Here is a 20,894-nt window from a genome sequence, read left to right on the forward strand (position 1 = left end):
TCCGGGATTTAAATATTCTACTTAGGGGTATGTCATGAAAGAGAAACTACTATTATATAAGACAAAAATAGGAGAGTTTTGGAAAAAACAGTCCAGCTTTCAAAAAGCTACAATAATTGGGTTGCCATTGCTTTTCATTTTCATTATTTCGCTTACTGTGTTTTTTACAACGAAAACAAACCTAGTCCCTATGTATAGCAATCTATCTCCACAGGAAACAGGGCAAATTAAAGCGACGTTAGATTCAAGAGGAATTCAATCAGAAATAGCGGATAATGGATCGACCATTAAGGTTCCAGAGGAATTGGTAGAACCATTAATGGTCGAACTTGCGGCAGAAGGAATACCGGATAGTGGTAACATTGATTATTCATTTTTTGGTCAAAATGCTGGTTTTGGGATGACCGATAATGAATTTAATATGTTAAAACTTGAATCCACTCAAACTGAATTAGCAAATATGATCAAGAGCATCGATGGGATAAACGATGCGAACGTTATGATCAGTATGCCGAACGAAGGAATTTTTGTGAAGGATAGCCAAGCAGAGGCTTCCGCATCAATCGTTCTTAACACGAAACCTGGATATAAGTTGGACGCACAGCAGATAAAATCCTTATATCACTTGGTTTCAAAAAGTATTCCTAACTTACCTACTGATAATATCGTCATAACGAATCAAAACTTTGAGTATTTCGACTTAGAAAATGAAGAAAATGTATCAGTTATCGGAAATGTGGCCTCACAGCTTGATTTGAAACGTGAGATTGAAAGAGATATTCAAAGACAGGTACAGCAAATGCTTGGAACGATGATGGGACCAGATAAGGTTTTTGTATCTGTTACTACTGATATTGATTTCACACAAGAAAACCGTCAAGAAAATTTAGTCACACCCGTTGACCCTGAAAATATGGATGGTATCGAAATTAGTGTTGAGCGTATTACTGAAACCTATACAGGTGAAGGGGCACAGGCTGGTGGAGTTGTTGGGACAGGAGAAACAGATATTCCATCCTATAATGCTGATGGACAAGCTGGTAATGGGGATTATGAACGAATCGAAGAACGTGTGAATAAAGATGTGAACCGTATCACAAAAAATATTGTTGAAGCACCTTATAAAATTAGAGATTTAGGAATCCAGGTAATGGTTGAAGCGCCAGACCCGAAAAATCCTACCTCTATGCCACAAGAAAGTGTCGATGATATCGAGAGAATATTGAGCACTATCGTAAGTACTAGTATTAACCAAGATGAAAATACTGAATTAACACAAGAAGAGATTCAGGATAAAATTGTCGTGTCAGTTCAAGAATTTAGTGGGAAAACGACCACTGTTACTGAATCGCCTACCATTAAAACAATCCCTTTATGGGTTTATATTGTAGGTGGTATTTTAGTCCTTGGCCTAATCATTCTATTATTCTTATTTTTACGTAAAAAGAAAGAAACAGAGATTGAAGAAGAAATCCCTCAATCAGAACCTGTATTCTTTGATCATATTCCAGACGTTAATGAAGAAAAAGAATCGGAAACTACGGTTAGAAGAAGACAATTGGAGAAGCTTGCGAAAGATAAACCTGAAGATTTTGCGAAATTATTACGTTCTTGGTTAGCAGACGAGTAGGAGGTGGAGAAATGGCAAAACGAGATATGCAAATGGGACTTACTGGAAAACAAAAAGCGGCCATTCTCCTCATTTCACTTGGCCCGGATGTTTCGGCTTCAGTGTATAAGCATCTTTCAGAGGAAGAGATTGAGAAACTAACATTAGAAATTTCAGGCGTTCGCAAGGTGGAAGCCAATACGAAAGAACAAATTATGGAAGAGTTCCATCAAATTGCGATGGCCCAAGACTATATCACTCAAGGTGGGATTGGGTATGCAAAAACAGTGCTCGAAAAAGCACTGGGTGAGGAGCAAGCAGGAATTATCATTAATCGCCTAACATCTTCATTACAGGTTAAACCGTTTGATTTTGCAAGGAAAGCAGACCCAGGTCAAATTTTGAATTTCATTCAAAATGAACATCCACAGACAATTGCCTTAATTTTATCGTATTTGGATTCAAGGCAGGCTGCACAAATATTATCTGAATTGCCACAAGAAGTTCAAGCAGATATCGCTAGAAGAATCGCCATTATGGATCGAACTTCACCCGAGATTATCAATGAGGTGGAACAAATCTTAGAGCGTAAACTCTCTGCTACAGTGACACATGATTATACACAAACAGGTGGTATTGAGGCAGTTGTAGAGGTATTAAATGGTGTCGACCGCTCGACTGAAAGAACGATCTTAGATGCACTCGAAATACAAGATCCAGAACTTGCTGAAGAAATTAAGAAGAGAATGTTTGTATTTGAAGATATAGTGACACTTGATAATCGTGCAATCCAACGCGTGATTCGGGATGTTGAGAATGAAGATCTTATGCTTTCCCTTCGTGTTGCAAGTGAGGAAGTCAAGGAAATTGTCTTCAAAAACATGTCGAAGCGAATGGTTGAAACATTTAAAGAAGAAATGGAATATATGGGGCCGGTTCGATTGCGTGATGTTGAAGAAGCACAAACTCGTATTGTAACGGTTATCCGTAGACTCGAAGAAGCAGGTGAAATTGTCATCGCTCGTGGCGGAGGAGATGATATTATTGTCTAACGTAATTAAGTCAGGTTCATTACAGACTACAAATGATTCTCCTAAGAGAGTTATTGGACTTAAAGTTCTACAAACAAAAGAGACGAATCAAGTCGAACCACAGCTAAATTCACAGTTAGTCTCTCAAAAAATAATAGATGAGGCTAGAGAACAAGCGGATAAAATTGTGAAAGATGCGATTTCCTATTCCAACTCACTTAGGCAACAAATATTAGTAGAAAAACGAGAATGGGAAGAAGAAAAACAACTGTTAATCAAAAAAACATCAGAAGATGGCTTTCAAGCTGGATTGATTGAAGGTAGAGAACATGGCTATCAAGAATATAGAGATTTACTTGCTGAGGCACGTAAAATTATTGATCGATCAAAGCAAGATTATGATCAATACCTTGATTCTTCTGAAGAAGTCATTGTTAAGCTCGGCTTGACAGTAGCAGAAAAAATTATTGGGTCTCATCTTTCTGAGAAACCGGAGGATTTTGTTTTTCTTGTTAAAAAGGCGACGAAAGAAGTAAAGGAACATTCTAACATTACAATTCAGGTCAGCCCACATTATTTTCACTATGTAATGGAGCAAAAAGAGGAGTTAATTGCCATCCTTAATCGGGAAACGGATCTTTTTATCTATCCGAATGAAGATTTCAAAGAAGCAGATTGTGTGATTGAATCATCCTTTGGAAAGATTAATGCAAGTGTAGACACTCAGCTTACAGAGATAAAAGAAAAACTTCTTTCTTTGCTATTGGAGGAATAGTTTGTGAAGGCAATCGAGCTGCTAGATCAAATCCATACAATCGATGCATATAAGCGGTACGGTAAGGTGACGAGAGTTGTTGGCTTAATGATTGAATCTCGTGGTCCGGAATGTTCGATAGGCGATTTATGTCATATTTATGTAGGCTTAACACATAAAAGATGTATTCAAGCTGAGGTAGTCGGTTTCCGTGAGGAGCATGTAATCTTAATGCCTTTTTCAAATGTGAAGGATATTTCACCAGGCAGCATTGTCGAAGCGACTGGCAAGCCACTTGATATAAAAGTAGGCTCAGGTTTACTTGGGAAAGTATTAGACCCGTTAGGACATCCGCTTGATGGAAGTGGACTGCCTCGAGGATTGTCGTCAGCACCTACTGAACAGGATCCGCCTAACCCACTATCTCGTCCTCCAATTCAAGAGCCAATTGAGGTTGGTGTCAAAATGATTGATACCCTTTTAACGGTTGGTAAAGGACAACGTGTTGGTATTTTTGCAGGAAGTGGTGTTGGTAAAAGTACATTATTGGGAATGGTTGCTCGAAATACAACTGCTGACATTAATGTAATTGCACTTGTTGGAGAGCGTGGACGAGAGGTAAGAGAGTTTATAGAAAAGGATTTGGGTGAAGAGGGCCTTAAAAGATCGATTCTTGTGGTGGCAACTTCAGATCAGCCAGCTCTTCTTCGAATTAAGGCAGCAATGACTGCTACAGCGATTGCAGAGTATTTCAGAGATAAAGGTTTAGATGTCATGTTAATGATGGATTCTGTCACCCGAGTTGCAATGGCGAGCAGGGAAATTGGCTTAGCGATTGGGGAACCACCAACGACGAAGGGATATACACCGAGTGTGTTTACAACACTTCCTAGACTTTTGGAGAGAACTGGTACCAATCATCTAGGTTCAATTACTGCTTTTTATACAGTACTGGTAGACGGTGATGATATGAATGAACCGATTGCGGACACAGTTCGGGGTATACTCGATGGGCATTTTGTTCTTGATCGAAGTTTAGCTAACAAAGGTCAGTATCCTGCAATTAATGTATTAAAATCGATTAGTCGTGTAATGAATCAAATTACATCAAGCGAACATAAATCTTATGCTGAAAAAATTAGAGGGATTTTGGCCACTTACCTCAATTCAGAAGACTTAATCAATATTGGGGCTTATAAAAGGGGTTCTTCAATTGAGGTTGATGAAGCAATCAGGTATTATCCAAAGATTATTTCTTTCTTAAAACAACAAACCGATGAGAAATTCACGTTTGAAGAAAGTTTACACTTATTGGCACAATTGGCCGAAAAAGGTGAATAAAACAAATGAGTTATAAGTTCAAATTTCAAAAAGTTATGTCGATAAAAGAAAATGAGAAGAATCAAGTTCTCTCAGATTATAAATCATCTGTTAAAGAATTCGAAGAAGCTGCAGAAGCTTTATACGATTCTTTAAAAAAGAAGGAAATACTTGAAGAAAATCAAAGACAGCAGCTACAAAGTGGTTTATCCATTCAGAGTATTCGGCAACAACAGTCTTTCATTACTAGCTTAGAAAAAACAATTATGTATTACCAAAATCTTGTTATAAAAGCAAGGAACAAAATGCAACAGCTACAAACATTGCTAACCGAAAAAAATATTGAAGTTAAGAAATACGAAATCATGCATGAAAAAGATTTTGCAATACATGAGGGACTATTAAAAATGCAAGAAAGTCATATGATGGATGAAATTTCAATCCAACAATATATGTCAAAAGGAAGATAGGTGATCAAATGGAGACAAACGAAAAAGAATACAGCAGATTTCAATGGTTCCTGTTTGTCATTCTTATACCGTCTATCTTTACTTTAGTTGTCGTTTTTGCACTTCTTTCTGTTGCTGGTTTTAAGCCACTTGGAGTTATGAAAGATTTCGTTGCCAAAGTACCAGCAATTAGTTCTCTTATTAGTGATGAAAAAAAAGAGCAGAATCCAGAAGAGGATGAAATAGTAATCGCTGATTTAGAGTCTGAGATACAGGAAAAGGAAACGGAGATTACGCAATTAGAAAACGAATTGGTAACAAAGAGCGATGAAATCGAGACATTAGAAAATGAGATTAATAACCTTTCAGATGAGCTTGTAAAACTCCAGGAAGAACGTTTAGCTAAAAGCAAATCATTAAATGAATTAACCAAAATGTATGAGCTGATGTCTCCGAAAAATGCGGCAAGAATTATTCCGAATTTAAAAGAAGATGAGGCAAGGGAGATTCTTTCAAGTATTGATACTGAAAAACTAGCCGCAATCTTTGAAAAAATGTCGCCTGAGGATGCAGCGAAATTCACTCAATTAATTACCCAATAATGGTTGAACTAGACTTGAAGGGAGGTGAAGTAATGTGAATATGGTAGTGAATTTGGAACCATCAACAGGAGCAATTAGAAAGGCTGTTAAATCAAGTCTGGGTAATGGCTTCCTCCAAGGAAATAGTACTTTACAATTGTCTTTTCGGGAAAAATTAGATGCTATTACAGAGAGCGATCCTAAACTTTTCAAAGATTCTAAGCTAAAGCTTACTCCTAGTCTTGGCGCAGTAAAAGAAGAGGATTCCTCATCTATGGCTTCAACCAACCAAGTCTTATCTGAATTTCAGACTTTTATAAAGGAAGAATTCGGTTTATCTGTTTTAGAAGATGTATTTCTGACACTTCCATCTGATTTGGTCGACCAAATAAAAGGATTTATCACTGGAATTCAAAATGGTGAAATCGAGCTGGAAGTTGGACAAACGTATGGAGAGGCTGAACAATCTGCATTGCTATTAGTAGTTACACATTTAGTAGAAGAAAAACCAGTCATTAATAAGGTTGATCTATTAAACCTACTAACGCAATTGAAGGTCGCTTCTAACGAGGAATTGACAACAAGTCCTAAAGTTTCAAAGGACCCAACCGATATAAAGTCACTTAAGCTTATTCAAGAGTTGATGCAATCGCTAGAAAACAAGACTGCTTTAGTCGAGAAACCATTGACTGAATCTCAGTCGCGTCTTCAATACTTGCAAACTGTACACTCGAGATATTTTGCGGCACCAAAAGGGATTGAAACGACACAGGCGGTTACAGCTGATAAGTTAATGCAAAAAGCAAGTACTCACCAAGTTATAGCAACTTCAAATGAAGCTAATTCTGTAGGTGATATCAGTTCCAACCAACTTTCTAAGGTCGAGCAATTTACTTTACACGTTGAACAAACGAGTAAACCGTTACCGAATCAACAACAATTCATTAAACAGTTTCAAAACATCTTAGCAAGAAGCAGCTTTTTGAATAGTGGCGGGCAGCAAAAATTATTAATTAACTTATATCCAGAACATCTTGGTTCACTACGAATTGAAATTCTTCAAAGTGAAGCAGGTATGATTGCAAGAATCTTGGCTTCAACGAGTCAGGCAAAGGAATTAGTAGAGTCACAGTTAACAAACCTAAAACACTCTTTCTTAGCACAAAACATTTCGGTCGAAAAAATTGAAGTTTCAACACAGCTTCAGTATCAAACTGAAAGAAATCTGCAAAGAGAAAATGAACAACATGGTCAGCAATCAGGAAGACAACAGAAGGAACAAAATAATCAAGAGCCTAATGAGGATGTTTCCTTTACAACTGCTCTATTGGATGAGCTTGTCAATATTAAAGTGTAGGTGGTGATGAATGTGACTACAAAAATAGATTCGAGTCTTTACCTTTCAAATCTAAAGCAAGAAAGAAAAACTGGAAATGATATTTTAGGAAAAGATGACTTCTTAAAGATTTTAATGACACAGCTCCAAAACCAAGATCCAATGAATCCAATGGAAGATAAGGATTTTATTGCTCAAATGGCAACCTTTACTTCACTTGAACAAATGACAAATATGAATAGTACGTTAGAGAAATTCGTGACTAGCCAGAAGGGTGAACAGCTTTTAAAATATAGCTCTATGATAGGAAAAGAAGTTGAATACAGCTTTAAAACTGAAGATGAGAATGGAAATGAAATCATCAATAAAGGACAAGGAATTGTAACATCTGTATCACAAAAATCAGGATATATTGAGCTAGAGTTAAAGGGCGGAACTAAGATTTATAGTGATGAAATTTTAAAAGTGAAGGAACCTTCTAACGAGGAAGAATAGGAGGTGTAAAGATGGATCATCGTATTCTACAAATACAAAATCATCCTTTGTCATTACAAACACGGAACAAAGTGCAGCATAGAGAGCAGCCTACCGTTTCTTTTAAAGATACTCTAGCAAAAGAGTCAGGCTTAGTAATAAGTAAGCATGCACAAAAAAGATTAGATGAAAGAAACATTAACATTCAAGATTCTAAATGGAAAGAAATCCAAACAAAAATAACAGAAGCAAAAACGAAGGGAATTCGAGATTCATTGGTCGTTACCAATAATGCAGCATTAATTGTAAATGTCCCAAATAATACAGTTATCACAGCAATGAATCGAGATGAAGCAAATTCTCAGATTTTCACTAATATTAATGGAACCATTATTTTAGATTAATCATTTATCAGGCTGGACCTTAACAGGAAGCCAAGGTGTGCCGACCGACAGACGCCACCTATAATTGAAAGGGGAAAATAACATGTTACGTTCAATGTATTCAGGAATCAGTGGAATGAAAAACTTTCAAACTAAACTAGATGTAATTGGTAATAACATCGCTAACGTCAATACTTACGGATTCAAGAAAGGGAGAGCAGTATTTTCCGATATGATGAGTCAAACGATTCAAGGTGCAAAAGCTAATGATGGTACAAGAGGCGGTGTGAATCCAAAGCAGGTTGGTTTAGGTTCAACATTATCTACAATTGATACTATTTCTACACAAGGAAGTATTCAATCTACTAACCGTCCACTTGATTTAGCTATTTCCGGATCTGGTTATTTTACTGTATCTGACGGTACAACTGACTTCTATACAAGAGCAGGTAATTTCTATTTAGACGAAACAGGAAAATTAGTAAATGGCAGCGGACTAAATGTTGTGCCAGATATTACAATACCTTCAGATGCCCAAAGTTTTAGTATTGACTCAGCTGGTGTTGTAAGTTATGTAGACAATGCTGGTAATTTACAAACGGCAGGAACATTAGAAATCAGTATATTTGCGAATCCTGATGGACTTGAAAAATTTGGGGATAACCTTTTTATTGAAACGCTCAACTCGGGAACTCCAACAGCAGTAACAGCTGGAAATGGGGGAAGTGGAAAATTAATGGCTGGTGCTCTTGAAATGTCTAACGTTGACCTTTCTGAAGAATTTACAGAAATGATTGTTGCTCAGCGTGGATTCCAAGCGAACACTCGTATCATCACCACATCCGATGAAATCCTTCAAGAACTCGTAAACCTAAAACGTTAAGGGGGTAAGGGGTTTTAGTCAACTCTAAAACCCCGACAAAAAGTGATTACTTTAACGAAATTAAATGATAAAAAGTTTACATTAAATGCATTATATATTGAACAGGTTGAATCCTTTCCTGATACAACCATTACCTTAACAAATGGTAAAAAATTTGTTGTAAAAGAAACAGAAGAGGATGTACATGTGAAGGTTCATGAATTTTATCAAAAAATAAATGTACTTGGCCTTCGTTAATGCTTGGGGAGGATAGGGTGCTATGAAAAATAAGCTTCTTGTGGTAATGGTCATCATTTTAAGTACGATCACATTAGTCGGTACCACTGCATTTGTCATTTTAACGAAGGTGACAGCGGGTGAAGGTGAAAAGGAACCATCGATTGATCAGGTACTTAAAGCGACTGTAGAAATTCCAGAAATCACAACAAAACTATTAAGTGATGATTATATCCGTATATCCTTTAACATTCAAACAGATGGTAAAAAAGGCAAAGTTGAATTGGAAAAACGAGAATTCCAAATAAGCAACATCATTATTAAGGAACTTTCCAATATGACTTCTGAAGAATTTAAAGGTGAAGAAGGAATCGTGAATCTTGAAAATAGATTAAAGGACCGAATAAATGAATTAATGCAAGATGGTACTGTCGTAAAAGTCTATGCGACATCCTTTCTTCCGCAGTAACCAATTTAATTAAATGACGTAATGAGCGGAGGTGGAACCTTGCCTGGTGAAATATTATCGCAAAGTGAAATAGATGCTTTACTTTCAGCCTTGTCAACCGGTGAAATGAATCCGGAAGAACTAAAGAAAGAAGAAAGTGAGCGTCGAGTTAGAGTATATGATTTTAAAAGGGCACTTCGATTCTCGAAGGATCAGATTCGAAGTATCACCCGAATACATGAAAATTTTGCACGATTATTAACAACCTATTTTTCAGCTCAGCTTCGAACGTATGTACAAATCACAGTAGGAACAGCTGATCAAGTGCCATATGAAGAATTTATACGTTCGATTCCCAAAATGACCATTCTAAATGTGTTCGAAATGCCTCCACTCGAAGGGCGAGTTTTACTAGAAGTCAACCCTAATATTGCCTATGCCATGCTCGATCGAGTACTTGGAGGTAAAGGAACAGGACTAAATAAGATTGAGAGTTTAACTGAAATAGAAACAAAAATTATGAGTAATATGTTCGAAAAAGCATTTGATCAAGCCAGGGAAGCATGGGCTAATTTAGTTGAAGTTGACCCAATTTTAACTGATTTTGAAGTGAATCCACAGTTCCTTCAAATGGTTTCTCCAAATGAAACGGTTGTTGTTATCTCACTAAATACTCAAATTGGTGAGACAAGTGGGATGATTAATATTTGTATCCCCCATGTGATTCTTGAGCCAATTATTCCTAAACTTTCGGCACATTACTGGATGCAAACGGCTCCTAGAAAAGAACGGAATACAGAGGAACTGGCCACTATTAAAAACAATCTTAAGGACACAAAATTACCAATTGTTGCAGAATTAGGTACAGCCAATATTGCCATTCAGGAGTTTTTATTATTAGACGTTGGCGATACAATTCAGCTTGACAAAATGATTGAACAGCCAATTGATGTAAAAATTGAAGGTATCCCGAAATTTTATGCGCAGGTTGGTAAGGTAAATAAGAAACAAGCCATTCAAATCCTAAAGGAAATAAAAGAGGGGGGCAGTGAAGATGAATAATGGTAATATGCTATCTCAAGATGAAATTGATGCATTACTTAGAGGTACAGCAGACTTAGACAACGAAGAACCGGTAGCAGACAATAATAGACCCCTTATCGAGGATTTTTTATCTTTAATTGAACAGGACGCACTCGGGGAAATTGGGAACATATCTTTTGGGAGTTCGGCAACCGCTCTTTCTACATTACTTAATCAAAAGGTTGAAATTACTACCCCAAATGTAACGCTTATCCAGAGTTCTCAACTTGCAGATGAGTTTCCACACCCATGTGTAACGGTCTATGTAAACTATACAGCTGGTTTTACAGGAACAAATCTGTTAGTCATTAAACAAAGTGATGCATCCATCATTGCTGATTTGATGCTTGGTGGGAACGGTCTTGCAGCACCAACACACTTAGGAGAACTTCAGTTAAGTGCTGTACAAGAGGCGATGAATCAAATGATGGGTTCTGCCGCAACTTCAATGTCAACTGTCTTTAGCAAGAAAATTGATATTTCTCCACCTAGCATTGACATGCTTGACATGAGCCATAGCAACGGTGTAGAAAATCTTCCGCTTGATGATATTTTAGTGAAAATATCATTTCGATTGAAAATTGGAGAACTTATTGATTCCACAATCATGCAGCTCGTGCCAGTTCAATTTGGAAAAGACCTTGTTGGAGAGCTTCTCTCCCCACAGGCAGAGGTGGTAGCCCCAACAATGGAACGATCGTCTTCCCATGTTGACGATGAAATGTTAATAAAGAATCAACATAATACTGATCACCATGATGTGCAAAATACATCCTATCAACCTACTCAGCAGGTTCAACAACCTGAATATAATCAGCCAGTTTCAAATAGTGGCCCGCAGCATCTAGGAGGATTCCAGGTGAAACAACCCGAAATTCAACCTGCGGTGTTCTCAGAATTTGAATCGATCCATTTACAAGAAGCTGAATCTAGAAACTTAAATATGTTACTCGATATTCCACTTCAAGTTACGGTCGAATTAGGTAGAACCAAACGTTCGATTAAAGAAATTCTTGAATTGTCTGCGGGTTCCATAATTGAGTTGGACAAGCTTGCAGGAGAGCCGGTAGATGTTTTAGTAAACGGGAAACTTATCGCACAAGGTGAAGTAGTTGTTATTGAAGAGAACTTTGGTGTTAGGATCACCGATATTATTAGCCAAAGTGATCGAATAAAAAAATTGAATTAAAAAGTAGGGGGCTATTCTAATGGCACACAGAATTCTTATTGTAGATGATGCAGCATTTATGAGAATGATGATTAAGGACATCCTAACTAAAAATGGATACGAAGTTGTAGCAGAAGCAGCCGATGGAGCACAAGCTGTTGAAAAGTATAAAGAAACTCAACCTGACCTCGTAACAATGGATATTACTATGCCAGAAATGGATGGAATTACAGCATTAAAAGAAATTAAAAAAATAAATCCAAATGCAAAAGTTATTATGTGTTCAGCTATGGGTCAACAAGCCATGGTTATTGATGCTATCCAAGCGGGTGCGAAGGATTTTATTGTAAAGCCATTTCAAGCAGACCGCGTGATTGAAGCAATCAGCAAAACACTAAGTTAACAATAACTTACCGAATAATATAACACCTAAGTCGAGCTTTGTAATTCTATTTATTCAGGAGAGTGGCAACAAAATTGAAATATATTAAAAAAGTTATTCTTGCACTTATCTTCTTTCATGCCTTGCTTGTCACTTTTCCTGTACAAGCTGAAGATGGTCACATTGATAAAAGTGTAAGTGATGCACTTGGAAATCAAGAAAAACAAGTAGATAAAGAGCAGGAAACGGACGCTATTGAAACCGCAGAATCTGCCAATGAACTAACAGCAGGCGATTTTTTTAAAATGATCTTTACAACGTTATTTGTCATTGCACTCATTTACCTATTATTAAAATTTGTTAATAAAAGAAATCGCATGTTTAATCAGCATAGGTTCATTGAAAATCTAGGTGGGACAAGTTTAGGAACAAACCGATCCATTCAAATTGTGAAGGTTGGGGAGCGGATTTTAGTAGTGGGGGTTGGAGATACCGTTCAACTTCTCAAGGAAATCAAAGACACGGATGAAATTAATGAAATTTTGGAACAGCATAATGCATCATTGGATTCCATGATTCAACCTAGAGATATTCTAAACCGGATGATTCAAAAAAGAAAAGAAGTCAAAGATGGGGACCAAACTCATTTTTCCTCCATGTTACAAAAGCAATTATCAGAATTAAAACAAGGGAGAAAGAAAATTGTCGAGCAACTTGAAAATAAGGAGTCTAGTAAAGAATGAATGAATTTATGGAATTTTTTAATACTAGTGCCCCTGAAAATGTATCGACATCAGTTAAACTTCTACTTCTTTTGACTGTTCTTTCACTAGGTCCTAGTATTTTGATCTTAATGACGAGTTTCACAAGGATAATTGTTGTGTTGTCATTTGTTCGAACTTCACTTGGGACACAACAAATGCCTCCAAATCAGGTACTGATCGGACTGGCATTGTTTTTAACCTTTTTTGTGATGGCGCCGACATTAAGTGAGGTCAATGAACAAGCCTTAACCCCTTTGTTTAATGAGGAAATTAATTTAGAGGAAGCCTATAATCGTGCCTCTTTACCGTTCAAGGAATTTATGAGTGTACATACCCGGCAGAAGGATTTGGAGTTATTTTTAAATTACTCAGGAGCTGATAGGCCGGAAACAATAGAGGATATTCCATTGACCGCTTTGGTACCAGCTTTTGCGATTAGTGAGCTTAAAACAGCATTTCAAATTGGTTTTATGATTTTTATACCGTTTCTTGTAATCGATATGGTTGTTGCAAGTATCCTTATGTCCATGGGGATGATGATGCTTCCGCCAGTAATGATTTCTTTGCCGTTTAAAATATTATTATTTGTCCTTGTGGACGGGTGGTATTTAATTGTTAAATCCTTATTACAGACCTTCTAAGAGTAGGTGAACAGTTTGAGTCCTGAAGCAGTTATTTCATTAGCAGAAAAAGGTGTATATACGACTTTAATGATTTGTGGTCCACTATTATTAGTGGCATTAGTTGTTGGGTTGGTAGTGAGTGTGTTCCAGGCGACAACCCAAATTCAGGAGCAAACTCTGGCATTTATCCCCAAAATTATTGCCGTTCTAGTCGGGTTGGTATTTTTTGGACCGTGGATGCTGTCAAGGATGCTCGCATATACGCATGATATTTTTAGTAATTTAACAAGATTTGTAGGGTAAAAAAATGACTGAGGTATATACCTATTTTCCTGCCTTTTTACTTGTACTAGTAAGGGTAACAAGTTTTTTTGTAACGATGCCATTGTTTTCATATCGGACATTACCGGCATCACATCGAATCGGAATTGCTTTCTTTATTTCATGGATTATGTTCCTATCTATGGAAAAACCAATTCTCCAGATTGATGGTTTTTTCATCATGTTAATTCTTAAAGAGGCTATGGTAGGTCTCCTAATTGGGTTAACAGCTTATATGATTTTCGCTGCGATTCAAATTGCGGGAGGCTTTATAGATTTTCAGATGGGGTTTGCCATCGCCAATGTTATTGATCCACAGACGGGGGCGCAAAGTCCATTGATGGGACAATATTTATATACGTTTGCACTCCTCTTTTTATTGGCTATTAATGGTCATCATTTATTGTTGGATGGAATTTTTTATAGCTATGAATTTATTCCAATGGAACAACAAGCTCTGCCATTTGGTGATAAAAATATAGTGGTATTTGTTCTAAAAGCCTTCGGTACAATGTTTATCATTGCATTTCAAATGTCAATGCCAGTCGTTGGTGCATTATTTTTAGTAGATATAGCTCTAGGTATAGTGGCGAGAACAGTCCCACAATTAAATGTATTTGTTGTAGGTCTTCCATTAAAAATCGGGGTTAGTTTTGTTGTATTATTTATCGCGATGACGATGATTTTTATGCTCGTGGGAAACCTGGTCGACAATATGTTATTTACGATGCGAGGTTTAATGGAACTATTAGGAGGAAGCTAGATGTATTTTGTGCGTCTTGACCTGCAATTTTTTGCAGGTGAAAAAACAGAAAAAGCCACTCCTAAAAAACGTCAAGAAACTAGAAAAAAGGGGCAGGTTGCAAAAAGTGCAGATATTAACACCGCCCTCCTGCTGATTTCGATCTTTTTTACACTGCTTGTTTTTGGTGGTTTCATTTTAGATCGTATATTAACTCTTATTAGTCATTCATTTAGTCATTATTTATTGATTACTCCGACTGAACAAAGTGTTCAAGAAATTTTTATTGAACTATCTTTAGAGGCCGCAATTATATTAGCACCGATTATGATTGTTGCCCTTGTCGTTGGAATTGCAGCGAACCTGATGCAGGTTGGTTTTTTATTTTCAACAGAAGCGATTCAAATGAAGTTAAATAAACTTGATCCGATTCAAGGATTTAAACGAATTTATTCGATACGTGCGCTTGTTGAGATGCTTAAATCAATTTTGAAAATTGTTATCGTAGGTGGCGTTACGATTTCGATTCTTTGGTTCCGTTTGGAAGATATTTTGTCTTTGTCACAGAAAACCGTTGGAGCAGCTTTGATTGTTCTTGCCAAACTTACAGTTCAGATGGGGTTATTTGCTGGTGGGGCACTTTTATTCTTATCGTTCTTAGACTATCTTTATCAACGATATGATTATGAAAAAAACATAAGGATGTCTAAGCAGGATATTAAAGATGAATATAAGAAGACGGAAGGAGACCCCCTGATTAAATCAAAAATAAAGCAAAAGCAACGTGAAATGGCAATGAGTCGAATGATGCAAGAGGTGCCAAAAGCAGATGTCATAATTACAAATCCAACTCATTATGCAATTGCTTTAAAATATGATGAATCCAAAATGGATGCTCCCTTTGTAGTTGCAAAGGGTGTAGATTTTGTTGCTGGGCGAATTAAGGAAATTGCAAAAGAGCATGAAATCACGACCATCGAAAACCGTCCTCTTGCAAGAGCCCTCTATGCTGGGACGAATATTGGGGATGCCATACCAGAAGAGTATTTTAAAGCGGTAGCCGAAATTCTTGCTTATGTATACCGCTTGAAAGAAAAGATTTAAACAATATTTAAGAGATTATTACAAATTCCTCATCAACTTATGTGTTTTTTGACTTAAAGGAGAGAAAACAATGCGAGCAAGAGATTTATCAGTTTTATTAAGTGTCATCTTAATAGTTGCGATGCTTATTATTCCATTTCCATCTTGGATGCTAAGCATTTTAATTATTATTAATATTTCTCTTGCATTGTTAGTTCTTTTAACTTCGATGAATATGCAAGAACCACTTCAATTTTCAATCTTCCCTTCTTTACTGCTTCTATTAACCTTATTTAGATTAGGGTTAAACGTTTCTACAACTAGATCTATTCTCGCTACAGGGGATGCCGGTGGGGTTGTGCATACCTTTGGTACCTTCGTTGTTGGTGGGAATGTGGTTGTCGGATTTGTTGTCTTTTTAATCCTTGTTATTATTCAATTTGTTGTTATTACAAAAGGTTCTGAACGTGTTTCTGAGGTTGCAGCACGTTTTACATTAGATGCAATGCCAGGGAAACAAATGAGTATCGATGCTGATTTAAATGCGGGTATGATTTCTGACACTGAGGCCCGCGAGCGCCGTGATAAAGTAAGTAGAGAAGCAGACTTTTACGGGGCAATGGACGGGGCAAGTAAGTTTGTAAAAGGGGATGCAATAGCAGGGATTATTATTGTTCTTATCAACTTGATTTTTGGGTTTATCATTGGAATGACACAGCATGGCTTGGGATTCCAAGAGGCGCTTTCTAAATTTACCCTTTTAACTGTAGGGGACGGTATTGTTAGTCAGATTCCTGCTCTATTAATTTCAACAGCAACAGGGATTGTGGTTACTCGTGCTGCGTCTGAAGGTAATTTAGGAACAGATATTACAAAGCAATTATTTGCATATCCAAAGATGCTATATGTGACTGCAGGGACGATTTTCCTTTTAGGCTTGTTTACTCCAATCCATGATTTTTTAACAATTTCTATCTCAAGTTTTTTAGCTATTGGTGCCTATATGATTTCTAAAAGTAAGGATCAGGAGAATCAATTAGAGCCTGATACTGAAGAAGAAGTACAAGTAGAGGATTTAAAAAGTCCAGAAAGCGTCGTGAGTCTGTTAAATGTCGACCCCATTGAGTTTGAGTTCGGTTATGGATTGATACCGTTGGCTGATACAAACCAAGGTGGAGATATTCTGGACAGAATCGTGATGATCCGTAGACAATTGGCGATTGAGTTGGGGTTAGTGATTCCAGTTGTTAGAATTAGGGATAATATTCAATTACAACCAAACGAATATCGCTTGAAAATTAAAGGTAGTGAAATGGCAAGAGGGGAACTTTTACTTGATCACTTCTTAGCAATGAGCCCAGGTTATGAGGATGATTCGATTGAAGGAATCGATACCATCGAACCCTCTTTTGGCTTACCGGCAAAATGGATATCTGAGGATATGAAAGATCAGGCAGAAATGCTAGGATATACGGTCGTTGACCCTCCTTCTGTTGTGTCAACACACATCACTGAAGTTATCCGAAGGAATGCCAATGAATTACTGGGTAGACAAGAAACAAAGCAACTGATTGACCATCTAAAAGAATCATACCCAATATTAGTAGATGAGGTTACGCCAAACCCACTAGCAGTAGGAGATGTTCAAAAGGTTTTAGCTAAATTACTTAAAGAAAATGTGTCCATTCGGAATCTGCCTATCATTTTTGAAACACTCGCAGATTTTGGACGAATGACAACTGATACAGATTTATTAACTGAATACGTTAGACAATCGCTTGCGAGACAAATAACCAATCAATACATTGTCCAAGGTGAAACAATGAAGGTTGTAACACTATCAGGTAGAGTTGAAAAGTTTGTCGCAGATGGTGTTCAACAAACGGAACATGGAAACTATCTGTCAATTGATCCAAATGTGTCACAATCCATCATTGAAGCGATAGCGAAACAAATCGAAAGTGTTAGTATACAAGAGCAAACACCGATCTTACTATGTTCTCCAGCGGTCAGAATGTATGTAAGACAATTAATTGAACGATATTTTCCGCAAGTTCCTGTACTTTCTTATAACGAGCTTGAGGCGAATGTTGAAGTTCAAAGTGTTGGGGTGGTGAATATAGATTGAAGGTAAAAAAGTATATAGCTACTACCATGCCAGAAGCAATGAAAATGATTCGTGCTGAATTAGGTAGTGATGCGGTAATCTTAAATTCTAAGGTTGTTCAAACAAGAGGGTTTTTCGGCCTTTTTCGTAAAAAGAATTTTGAAGTGATAGCAGCTATTGATTCTGAAGTCCCTAAGAATCAAACAATGCAACCGAAAGAAAAAAATAAAAAACCAGCGGTTATCGATATAAAATCTGAACCAATCTCAATTAAACAAGATATTCCCAAACCTGTAAATACACAACAAGCAAAGGAACCGTCAGAGTCGGCACCAGAACTTGTAAAAGAAATGAAAGAACTAAGAGCTGCAATAAAAGAATTATCTGTTGATAGTAGTCCTTATCCAGCACCTTTACAGGAAATAAATCAAATGCTGATCGATCAAGAAATCGATCCATCCATTCGAAAAGAAATGATGACTACTTTAATGGAAAAATGGTACATGACATCAGATAAAGCATCATTTGAAGAAGTCAAGAAATGGACAAAGGAATGTATGGCTTCCGTCATTTCCGGAGTTGAATACGGTGGCTTAACCTTTCAAAAAAAATATATTAATGTGGTTGGTCCAACAGGTGTTGGAAAAACTACGACCATCGCTAAAATTGCAGCGGACAGCATGTTGAAGGACAAAAAGAAAATTGCCTTTATTACAACGGATACATTTCGAATCGCTGCAATTGAGCAACTAAAAACATATGCAAAAATCCTTAGTGCTCCTGTTGAGGTTTGTTATTCTTTTGATGATTTTAAAAAAGCAAAGGAAGCCTATAAGGATTATGATGTTATATTCATTGATACTGCAGGCAGGAACTTCCGAAATGAAAAATATATTGACGATTTGAATGATTTAATCCATTTTTCAAATGATATGGAAACATTCTTAGTGCTTTCACTAACATCAAAAATGAGCGACATGAAAGTGATTTATGAACAGTTTTCTAAAATTGCAATTTCCAAATTCATATTTACGAAAGTGGATGAAACGGCAAACTACGGAGCGATGGTCAATTTAATTGCTGATTCTGGTATCGGTGTCGCATATTTAACGAATGGTCAAAATGTGCCAGATGATATTGTCGTGGCTACGCCAGCTCTTATCACTAATACTATCCTTGGAGTCGATGAATCATGATAGACCAAGCTACAGCTCTTCGTAACAAGCTAGGATCGATGAATAACGAACAAGACCAACCGAAGACAATAGCTGTAATCAGTGGAAAAGGTGGAGTTGGTAAATCCAATTTCTCATTGAATTTTTCCATTGCCCTATCACAATTTGGCAAGAAGGCTTTGTTGTTTGATATGGATATTGGAATGGGGAATATTGATATTTTAATGGGAATAACAGCCCACCATACGATTGTGGACTTGTTTGAAAAAAATCTATCGATCACAGATCTGCTAATCAAAGGTCCAGATGGCATTGACTATATTGCGGGTGGTAATGGCTTACCTTCGCTGTTTAAGCTGGATGAAAGCAAATCGCAGTATTTAATTGACCAATTGCAATCCGTACTACATGATTATGACTACATTATTTTTGATATGGGCGCTGGTATGTCCGAGGAAAGTGTTAAATTTCTTATGGCAATGGACGAAATATTTGTCATTACCACACCTGAGCCAACCTCTATTACTGATGCATACTCAGTCATTAAATATATTTGTTTATTTGACCAATCGATTCCTATGTATTTGATTGTGAACCGAGCTGATAATGAGTCTGAAGGAATGCAAACCTTGAAAAGATTAAAACAGGCTGTTCTTCAATTTCTAATAAAAGAGATCAACCTACTAGGTGTATTGCTCGATGACAAAACTGTCCAAAAGGCAGTTAGTCACCAAGAGCCATTCTTACTATATGCCCCTAAAGCAGTAATCAGCAAAAATTTACTTGATATTTGCAAAAGTTATCTTGGTAATGAAAAAAATCAGGAGAAAAATCAACATACGTCCTTTATATCAAAGTTACAGCGTTTTTTCGTACGTGGTAGATAGGAGTTTAGCGATGACAAAAATAAATGTTCTTATTGTAGACGATTCAGCATTTATGAGGAAGCTTATTTCAAATTTCCTTCAGGAAGATTCAAGAATTAACGTTATTGGAACTGCGAGAAATGGAATCGATGCCCTGAACAAAATTGAAAAACTCAACCCAGATGTTGTAACGTTAGATGTTGAAATGCCTGAAATGAACGGAATTGAAGCATTACAACGGATCATGAATGAACATCCCCGTCCAGTTGTAATGCTTTCAAGCACAACAAAAGAAGGAACAGACAAAACATTACTTGCGATGCAAAACGGGGCTGTTGATTTTATTCAAAAACCATCAGGACCTATTTCTATTGATCTTCACCTGATAAAAAATGAAATTGTAACAAAAGTACTGAATGCTGGAAAAATAAACGTAACCTTACTTAAAAGTCCAATAAAAATACAAGAAATTTCTAATAATAGAATAGTAGATTATAGTAAAATAGACCTAGAACCAAATAATAGTATGAATAAAATTGTTTGCATGGGTACTTCAACAGGGGGACCTCGGGCTTTGCAACAGGTCCTCCCAGAGTTTCCGAAAAATTATCCAGCACCAATTGTAATTGTTCAGCACATGCCAGCGGGTTTTACTAAATCATTAGCCAACAGGCTCAATGGTTTATGTAATATTACCGTTAAAGAAGCTGAAGATGGGGAAATGTTAAAGGCCGGTACAGCTTATATTGCCCCTGGTGGTTATCATATGAAAATAAAAAAGAGTGGCACTATGCTCGCTGTCAATCTCGATGACAGTGAAATACGGAATGGACACAGACCATCTGTAGATGTCCTATTTGAATCAATTAGTGAATTGAAGGAGATTCAAACAATTTCGATCATCATGACAGGAATGGGAACGGACGGTTCAAGTGGATTAAAAAAACTAAAACAGACTGGACGAGTGGTTTCGATAGCAGAATCGAAGGAAACTTCAATCGTTTTTGGTATGCCAAAAGCAGCTATTGAAACAAATTTAGTTGATAGAGTTGAAAATTTAGAGGATATAGCAAGGACCGTACTTAGCCTTTCATAA

General features: G+C 36.9%; 24 protein-coding genes. All 24 read left to right on the top strand.

The window, feature by feature from the left end; genetic code table 11:
* The first annotated feature begins 34 nt into the window (after positions 1 to 34).
* On the top strand, positions 35 to 1,630 hold the full coding sequence (gene fliF, locus ACFSFW_RS04355; RefSeq protein ID WP_304215641.1) for a flagellar basal-body MS-ring/collar protein FliF: 1,596 nt from the start codon (positions 35 to 37) through the stop codon (positions 1,628 to 1,630).
* Positions 1,631 to 1,641: 11 nt separating this feature from the next.
* Positions 1,642 to 2,661, top strand: a complete 1,020-nt coding sequence (fliG, locus tag ACFSFW_RS04360) for a flagellar motor switch protein FliG (RefSeq protein WP_099363019.1) — start codon at positions 1,642 to 1,644, stop codon at positions 2,659 to 2,661.
* A complete protein-coding gene (fliH, locus tag ACFSFW_RS04365; protein ID WP_304215638.1) occupies positions 2,654 to 3,415 on the top strand; it encodes a flagellar assembly protein FliH in 762 nt (253 codons plus the stop codon). Before fliG ends, fliH begins: the two co-directional genes overlap by 8 nt.
* A 3-nt stretch (positions 3,416 to 3,418) precedes the next feature.
* The gene (gene fliI / locus ACFSFW_RS04370) at positions 3,419 to 4,735 is read left to right on the top strand and encodes a flagellar protein export ATPase FliI (RefSeq protein WP_304215635.1); all 1,317 of its coding nucleotides are present in this window, start codon (positions 3,419 to 3,421) and stop codon (positions 4,733 to 4,735) included.
* A 5-nt stretch (positions 4,736 to 4,740) separates the two neighbouring features.
* Positions 4,741 to 5,184 carry a flagellar export protein FliJ gene (gene fliJ, locus ACFSFW_RS04375; RefSeq protein ID WP_304215632.1) on the top strand — a complete coding sequence of 148 codons (444 nt, stop codon included), beginning with the start codon at positions 4,741 to 4,743 and terminating at the stop codon, positions 5,182 to 5,184.
* Positions 5,185 to 5,192: 8 nt separating this feature from the next.
* Positions 5,193 to 5,765: a MotE family protein gene (locus ACFSFW_RS04380; protein ID WP_304215629.1), complete on the top strand. Its 573-nt coding sequence runs from the start codon at positions 5,193 to 5,195 to the stop codon at positions 5,763 to 5,765.
* A 40-nt stretch (positions 5,766 to 5,805) separates the two neighbouring features.
* Entirely contained in the window at positions 5,806 to 7,101 is a 1,296-nt protein-coding gene (locus tag ACFSFW_RS04385) for a flagellar hook-length control protein FliK (protein WP_388036023.1), read from the top strand.
* Positions 7,102 to 7,107: 6 nt separating this feature from the next.
* Positions 7,108 to 7,575, top strand: coding sequence for a flagellar hook assembly protein FlgD (gene flgD, locus ACFSFW_RS04390; RefSeq protein WP_388035516.1), 468 nt, complete (start codon positions 7,108 to 7,110; stop codon positions 7,573 to 7,575).
* A gap of 11 nt (positions 7,576 to 7,586) precedes the next feature.
* A complete protein-coding gene (locus ACFSFW_RS04395) occupies positions 7,587 to 7,958 on the top strand; it encodes a TIGR02530 family flagellar biosynthesis protein (RefSeq protein WP_099363012.1) in 372 nt (123 codons plus the stop codon).
* A gap of 82 nt (positions 7,959 to 8,040) precedes the next feature.
* Positions 8,041 to 8,820 (top strand): flagellar basal body rod protein FlgG, encoded by a 780-nt coding sequence (gene flgG / locus ACFSFW_RS04400; RefSeq protein WP_099363011.1) that lies wholly within the window; start codon positions 8,041 to 8,043, stop codon positions 8,818 to 8,820.
* Between the two features lie 42 nt (positions 8,821 to 8,862).
* Entirely contained in the window at positions 8,863 to 9,057 is a 195-nt protein-coding gene (locus tag ACFSFW_RS04405; protein WP_099352425.1) for a flagellar FlbD family protein, read from the top strand.
* 22 nt (positions 9,058 to 9,079) lie between these two features.
* Positions 9,080 to 9,505, top strand: coding sequence for a flagellar basal body-associated protein FliL (fliL, locus tag ACFSFW_RS04410; RefSeq protein WP_304215619.1), 426 nt, complete (start codon positions 9,080 to 9,082; stop codon positions 9,503 to 9,505).
* Positions 9,506 to 9,544: 39 nt separating this feature from the next.
* Entirely contained in the window at positions 9,545 to 10,546 is a 1,002-nt protein-coding gene (fliM, locus tag ACFSFW_RS04415) for a flagellar motor switch protein FliM (RefSeq protein WP_304215617.1), read from the top strand.
* The gene (fliY, locus tag ACFSFW_RS04420; RefSeq protein WP_304215614.1) at positions 10,539 to 11,756 is read left to right on the top strand and encodes a flagellar motor switch phosphatase FliY; all 1,218 of its coding nucleotides are present in this window, start codon (positions 10,539 to 10,541) and stop codon (positions 11,754 to 11,756) included. Before fliM ends, fliY begins: the two co-directional genes overlap by 8 nt.
* 19 nt (positions 11,757 to 11,775) lie before the next feature.
* Positions 11,776 to 12,138 (top strand): chemotaxis protein CheY, encoded by a 363-nt coding sequence (gene cheY / locus ACFSFW_RS04425; RefSeq protein ID WP_099352429.1) that lies wholly within the window; start codon positions 11,776 to 11,778, stop codon positions 12,136 to 12,138.
* A 74-nt stretch (positions 12,139 to 12,212) separates the two neighbouring features.
* Positions 12,213 to 12,860: a flagellar biosynthetic protein FliO gene (gene fliO, locus ACFSFW_RS04430; RefSeq protein WP_304215609.1), complete on the top strand. Its 648-nt coding sequence runs from the start codon at positions 12,213 to 12,215 to the stop codon at positions 12,858 to 12,860.
* A complete protein-coding gene (fliP, locus tag ACFSFW_RS04435; protein ID WP_099352431.1) occupies positions 12,857 to 13,522 on the top strand; it encodes a flagellar type III secretion system pore protein FliP in 666 nt (221 codons plus the stop codon). Before fliO ends, fliP begins: the two co-directional genes overlap by 4 nt.
* Positions 13,523 to 13,537: 15 nt before the next feature.
* The gene (gene fliQ / locus ACFSFW_RS04440; RefSeq protein ID WP_099352432.1) at positions 13,538 to 13,807 is read left to right on the top strand and encodes a flagellar biosynthesis protein FliQ; all 270 of its coding nucleotides are present in this window, start codon (positions 13,538 to 13,540) and stop codon (positions 13,805 to 13,807) included.
* 4 nt (positions 13,808 to 13,811) lie between these two features.
* The gene (gene fliR, locus ACFSFW_RS04445; RefSeq protein WP_388035524.1) at positions 13,812 to 14,588 is read left to right on the top strand and encodes a flagellar biosynthetic protein FliR; all 777 of its coding nucleotides are present in this window, start codon (positions 13,812 to 13,814) and stop codon (positions 14,586 to 14,588) included.
* Entirely contained in the window at positions 14,589 to 15,671 is a 1,083-nt protein-coding gene (flhB, locus tag ACFSFW_RS04450; RefSeq protein ID WP_304215604.1) for a flagellar biosynthesis protein FlhB, read from the top strand.
* A 70-nt stretch (positions 15,672 to 15,741) separates the two neighbouring features.
* Positions 15,742 to 17,778: a flagellar biosynthesis protein FlhA gene (gene flhA / locus ACFSFW_RS04455; protein WP_304215601.1), complete on the top strand. Its 2,037-nt coding sequence runs from the start codon at positions 15,742 to 15,744 to the stop codon at positions 17,776 to 17,778.
* The gene (flhF, locus tag ACFSFW_RS04460) at positions 17,775 to 18,953 is read left to right on the top strand and encodes a flagellar biosynthesis GTPase FlhF (protein ID WP_304215598.1); all 1,179 of its coding nucleotides are present in this window, start codon (positions 17,775 to 17,777) and stop codon (positions 18,951 to 18,953) included. The genes flhA and flhF overlap by 4 nt, the downstream gene beginning before the upstream one ends.
* Complete coding sequence (locus ACFSFW_RS04465) at positions 18,950 to 19,819, top strand: MinD/ParA family protein (protein WP_304215595.1); 870 nt, start codon at positions 18,950 to 18,952, stop codon at positions 19,817 to 19,819. Before flhF ends, ACFSFW_RS04465 begins: the two co-directional genes overlap by 4 nt.
* 10 nt (positions 19,820 to 19,829) lie before the next feature.
* A complete protein-coding gene (locus ACFSFW_RS04470; RefSeq protein WP_304215593.1) occupies positions 19,830 to 20,894 on the top strand; it encodes a protein-glutamate methylesterase/protein-glutamine glutaminase in 1,065 nt (354 codons plus the stop codon).

Source organism: Ferdinandcohnia salidurans (assembly GCF_042680725.1).
Lineage (GTDB): Bacteria > Bacillota > Bacilli > Bacillales > Bacillaceae_L > Ferdinandcohnia > Ferdinandcohnia salidurans.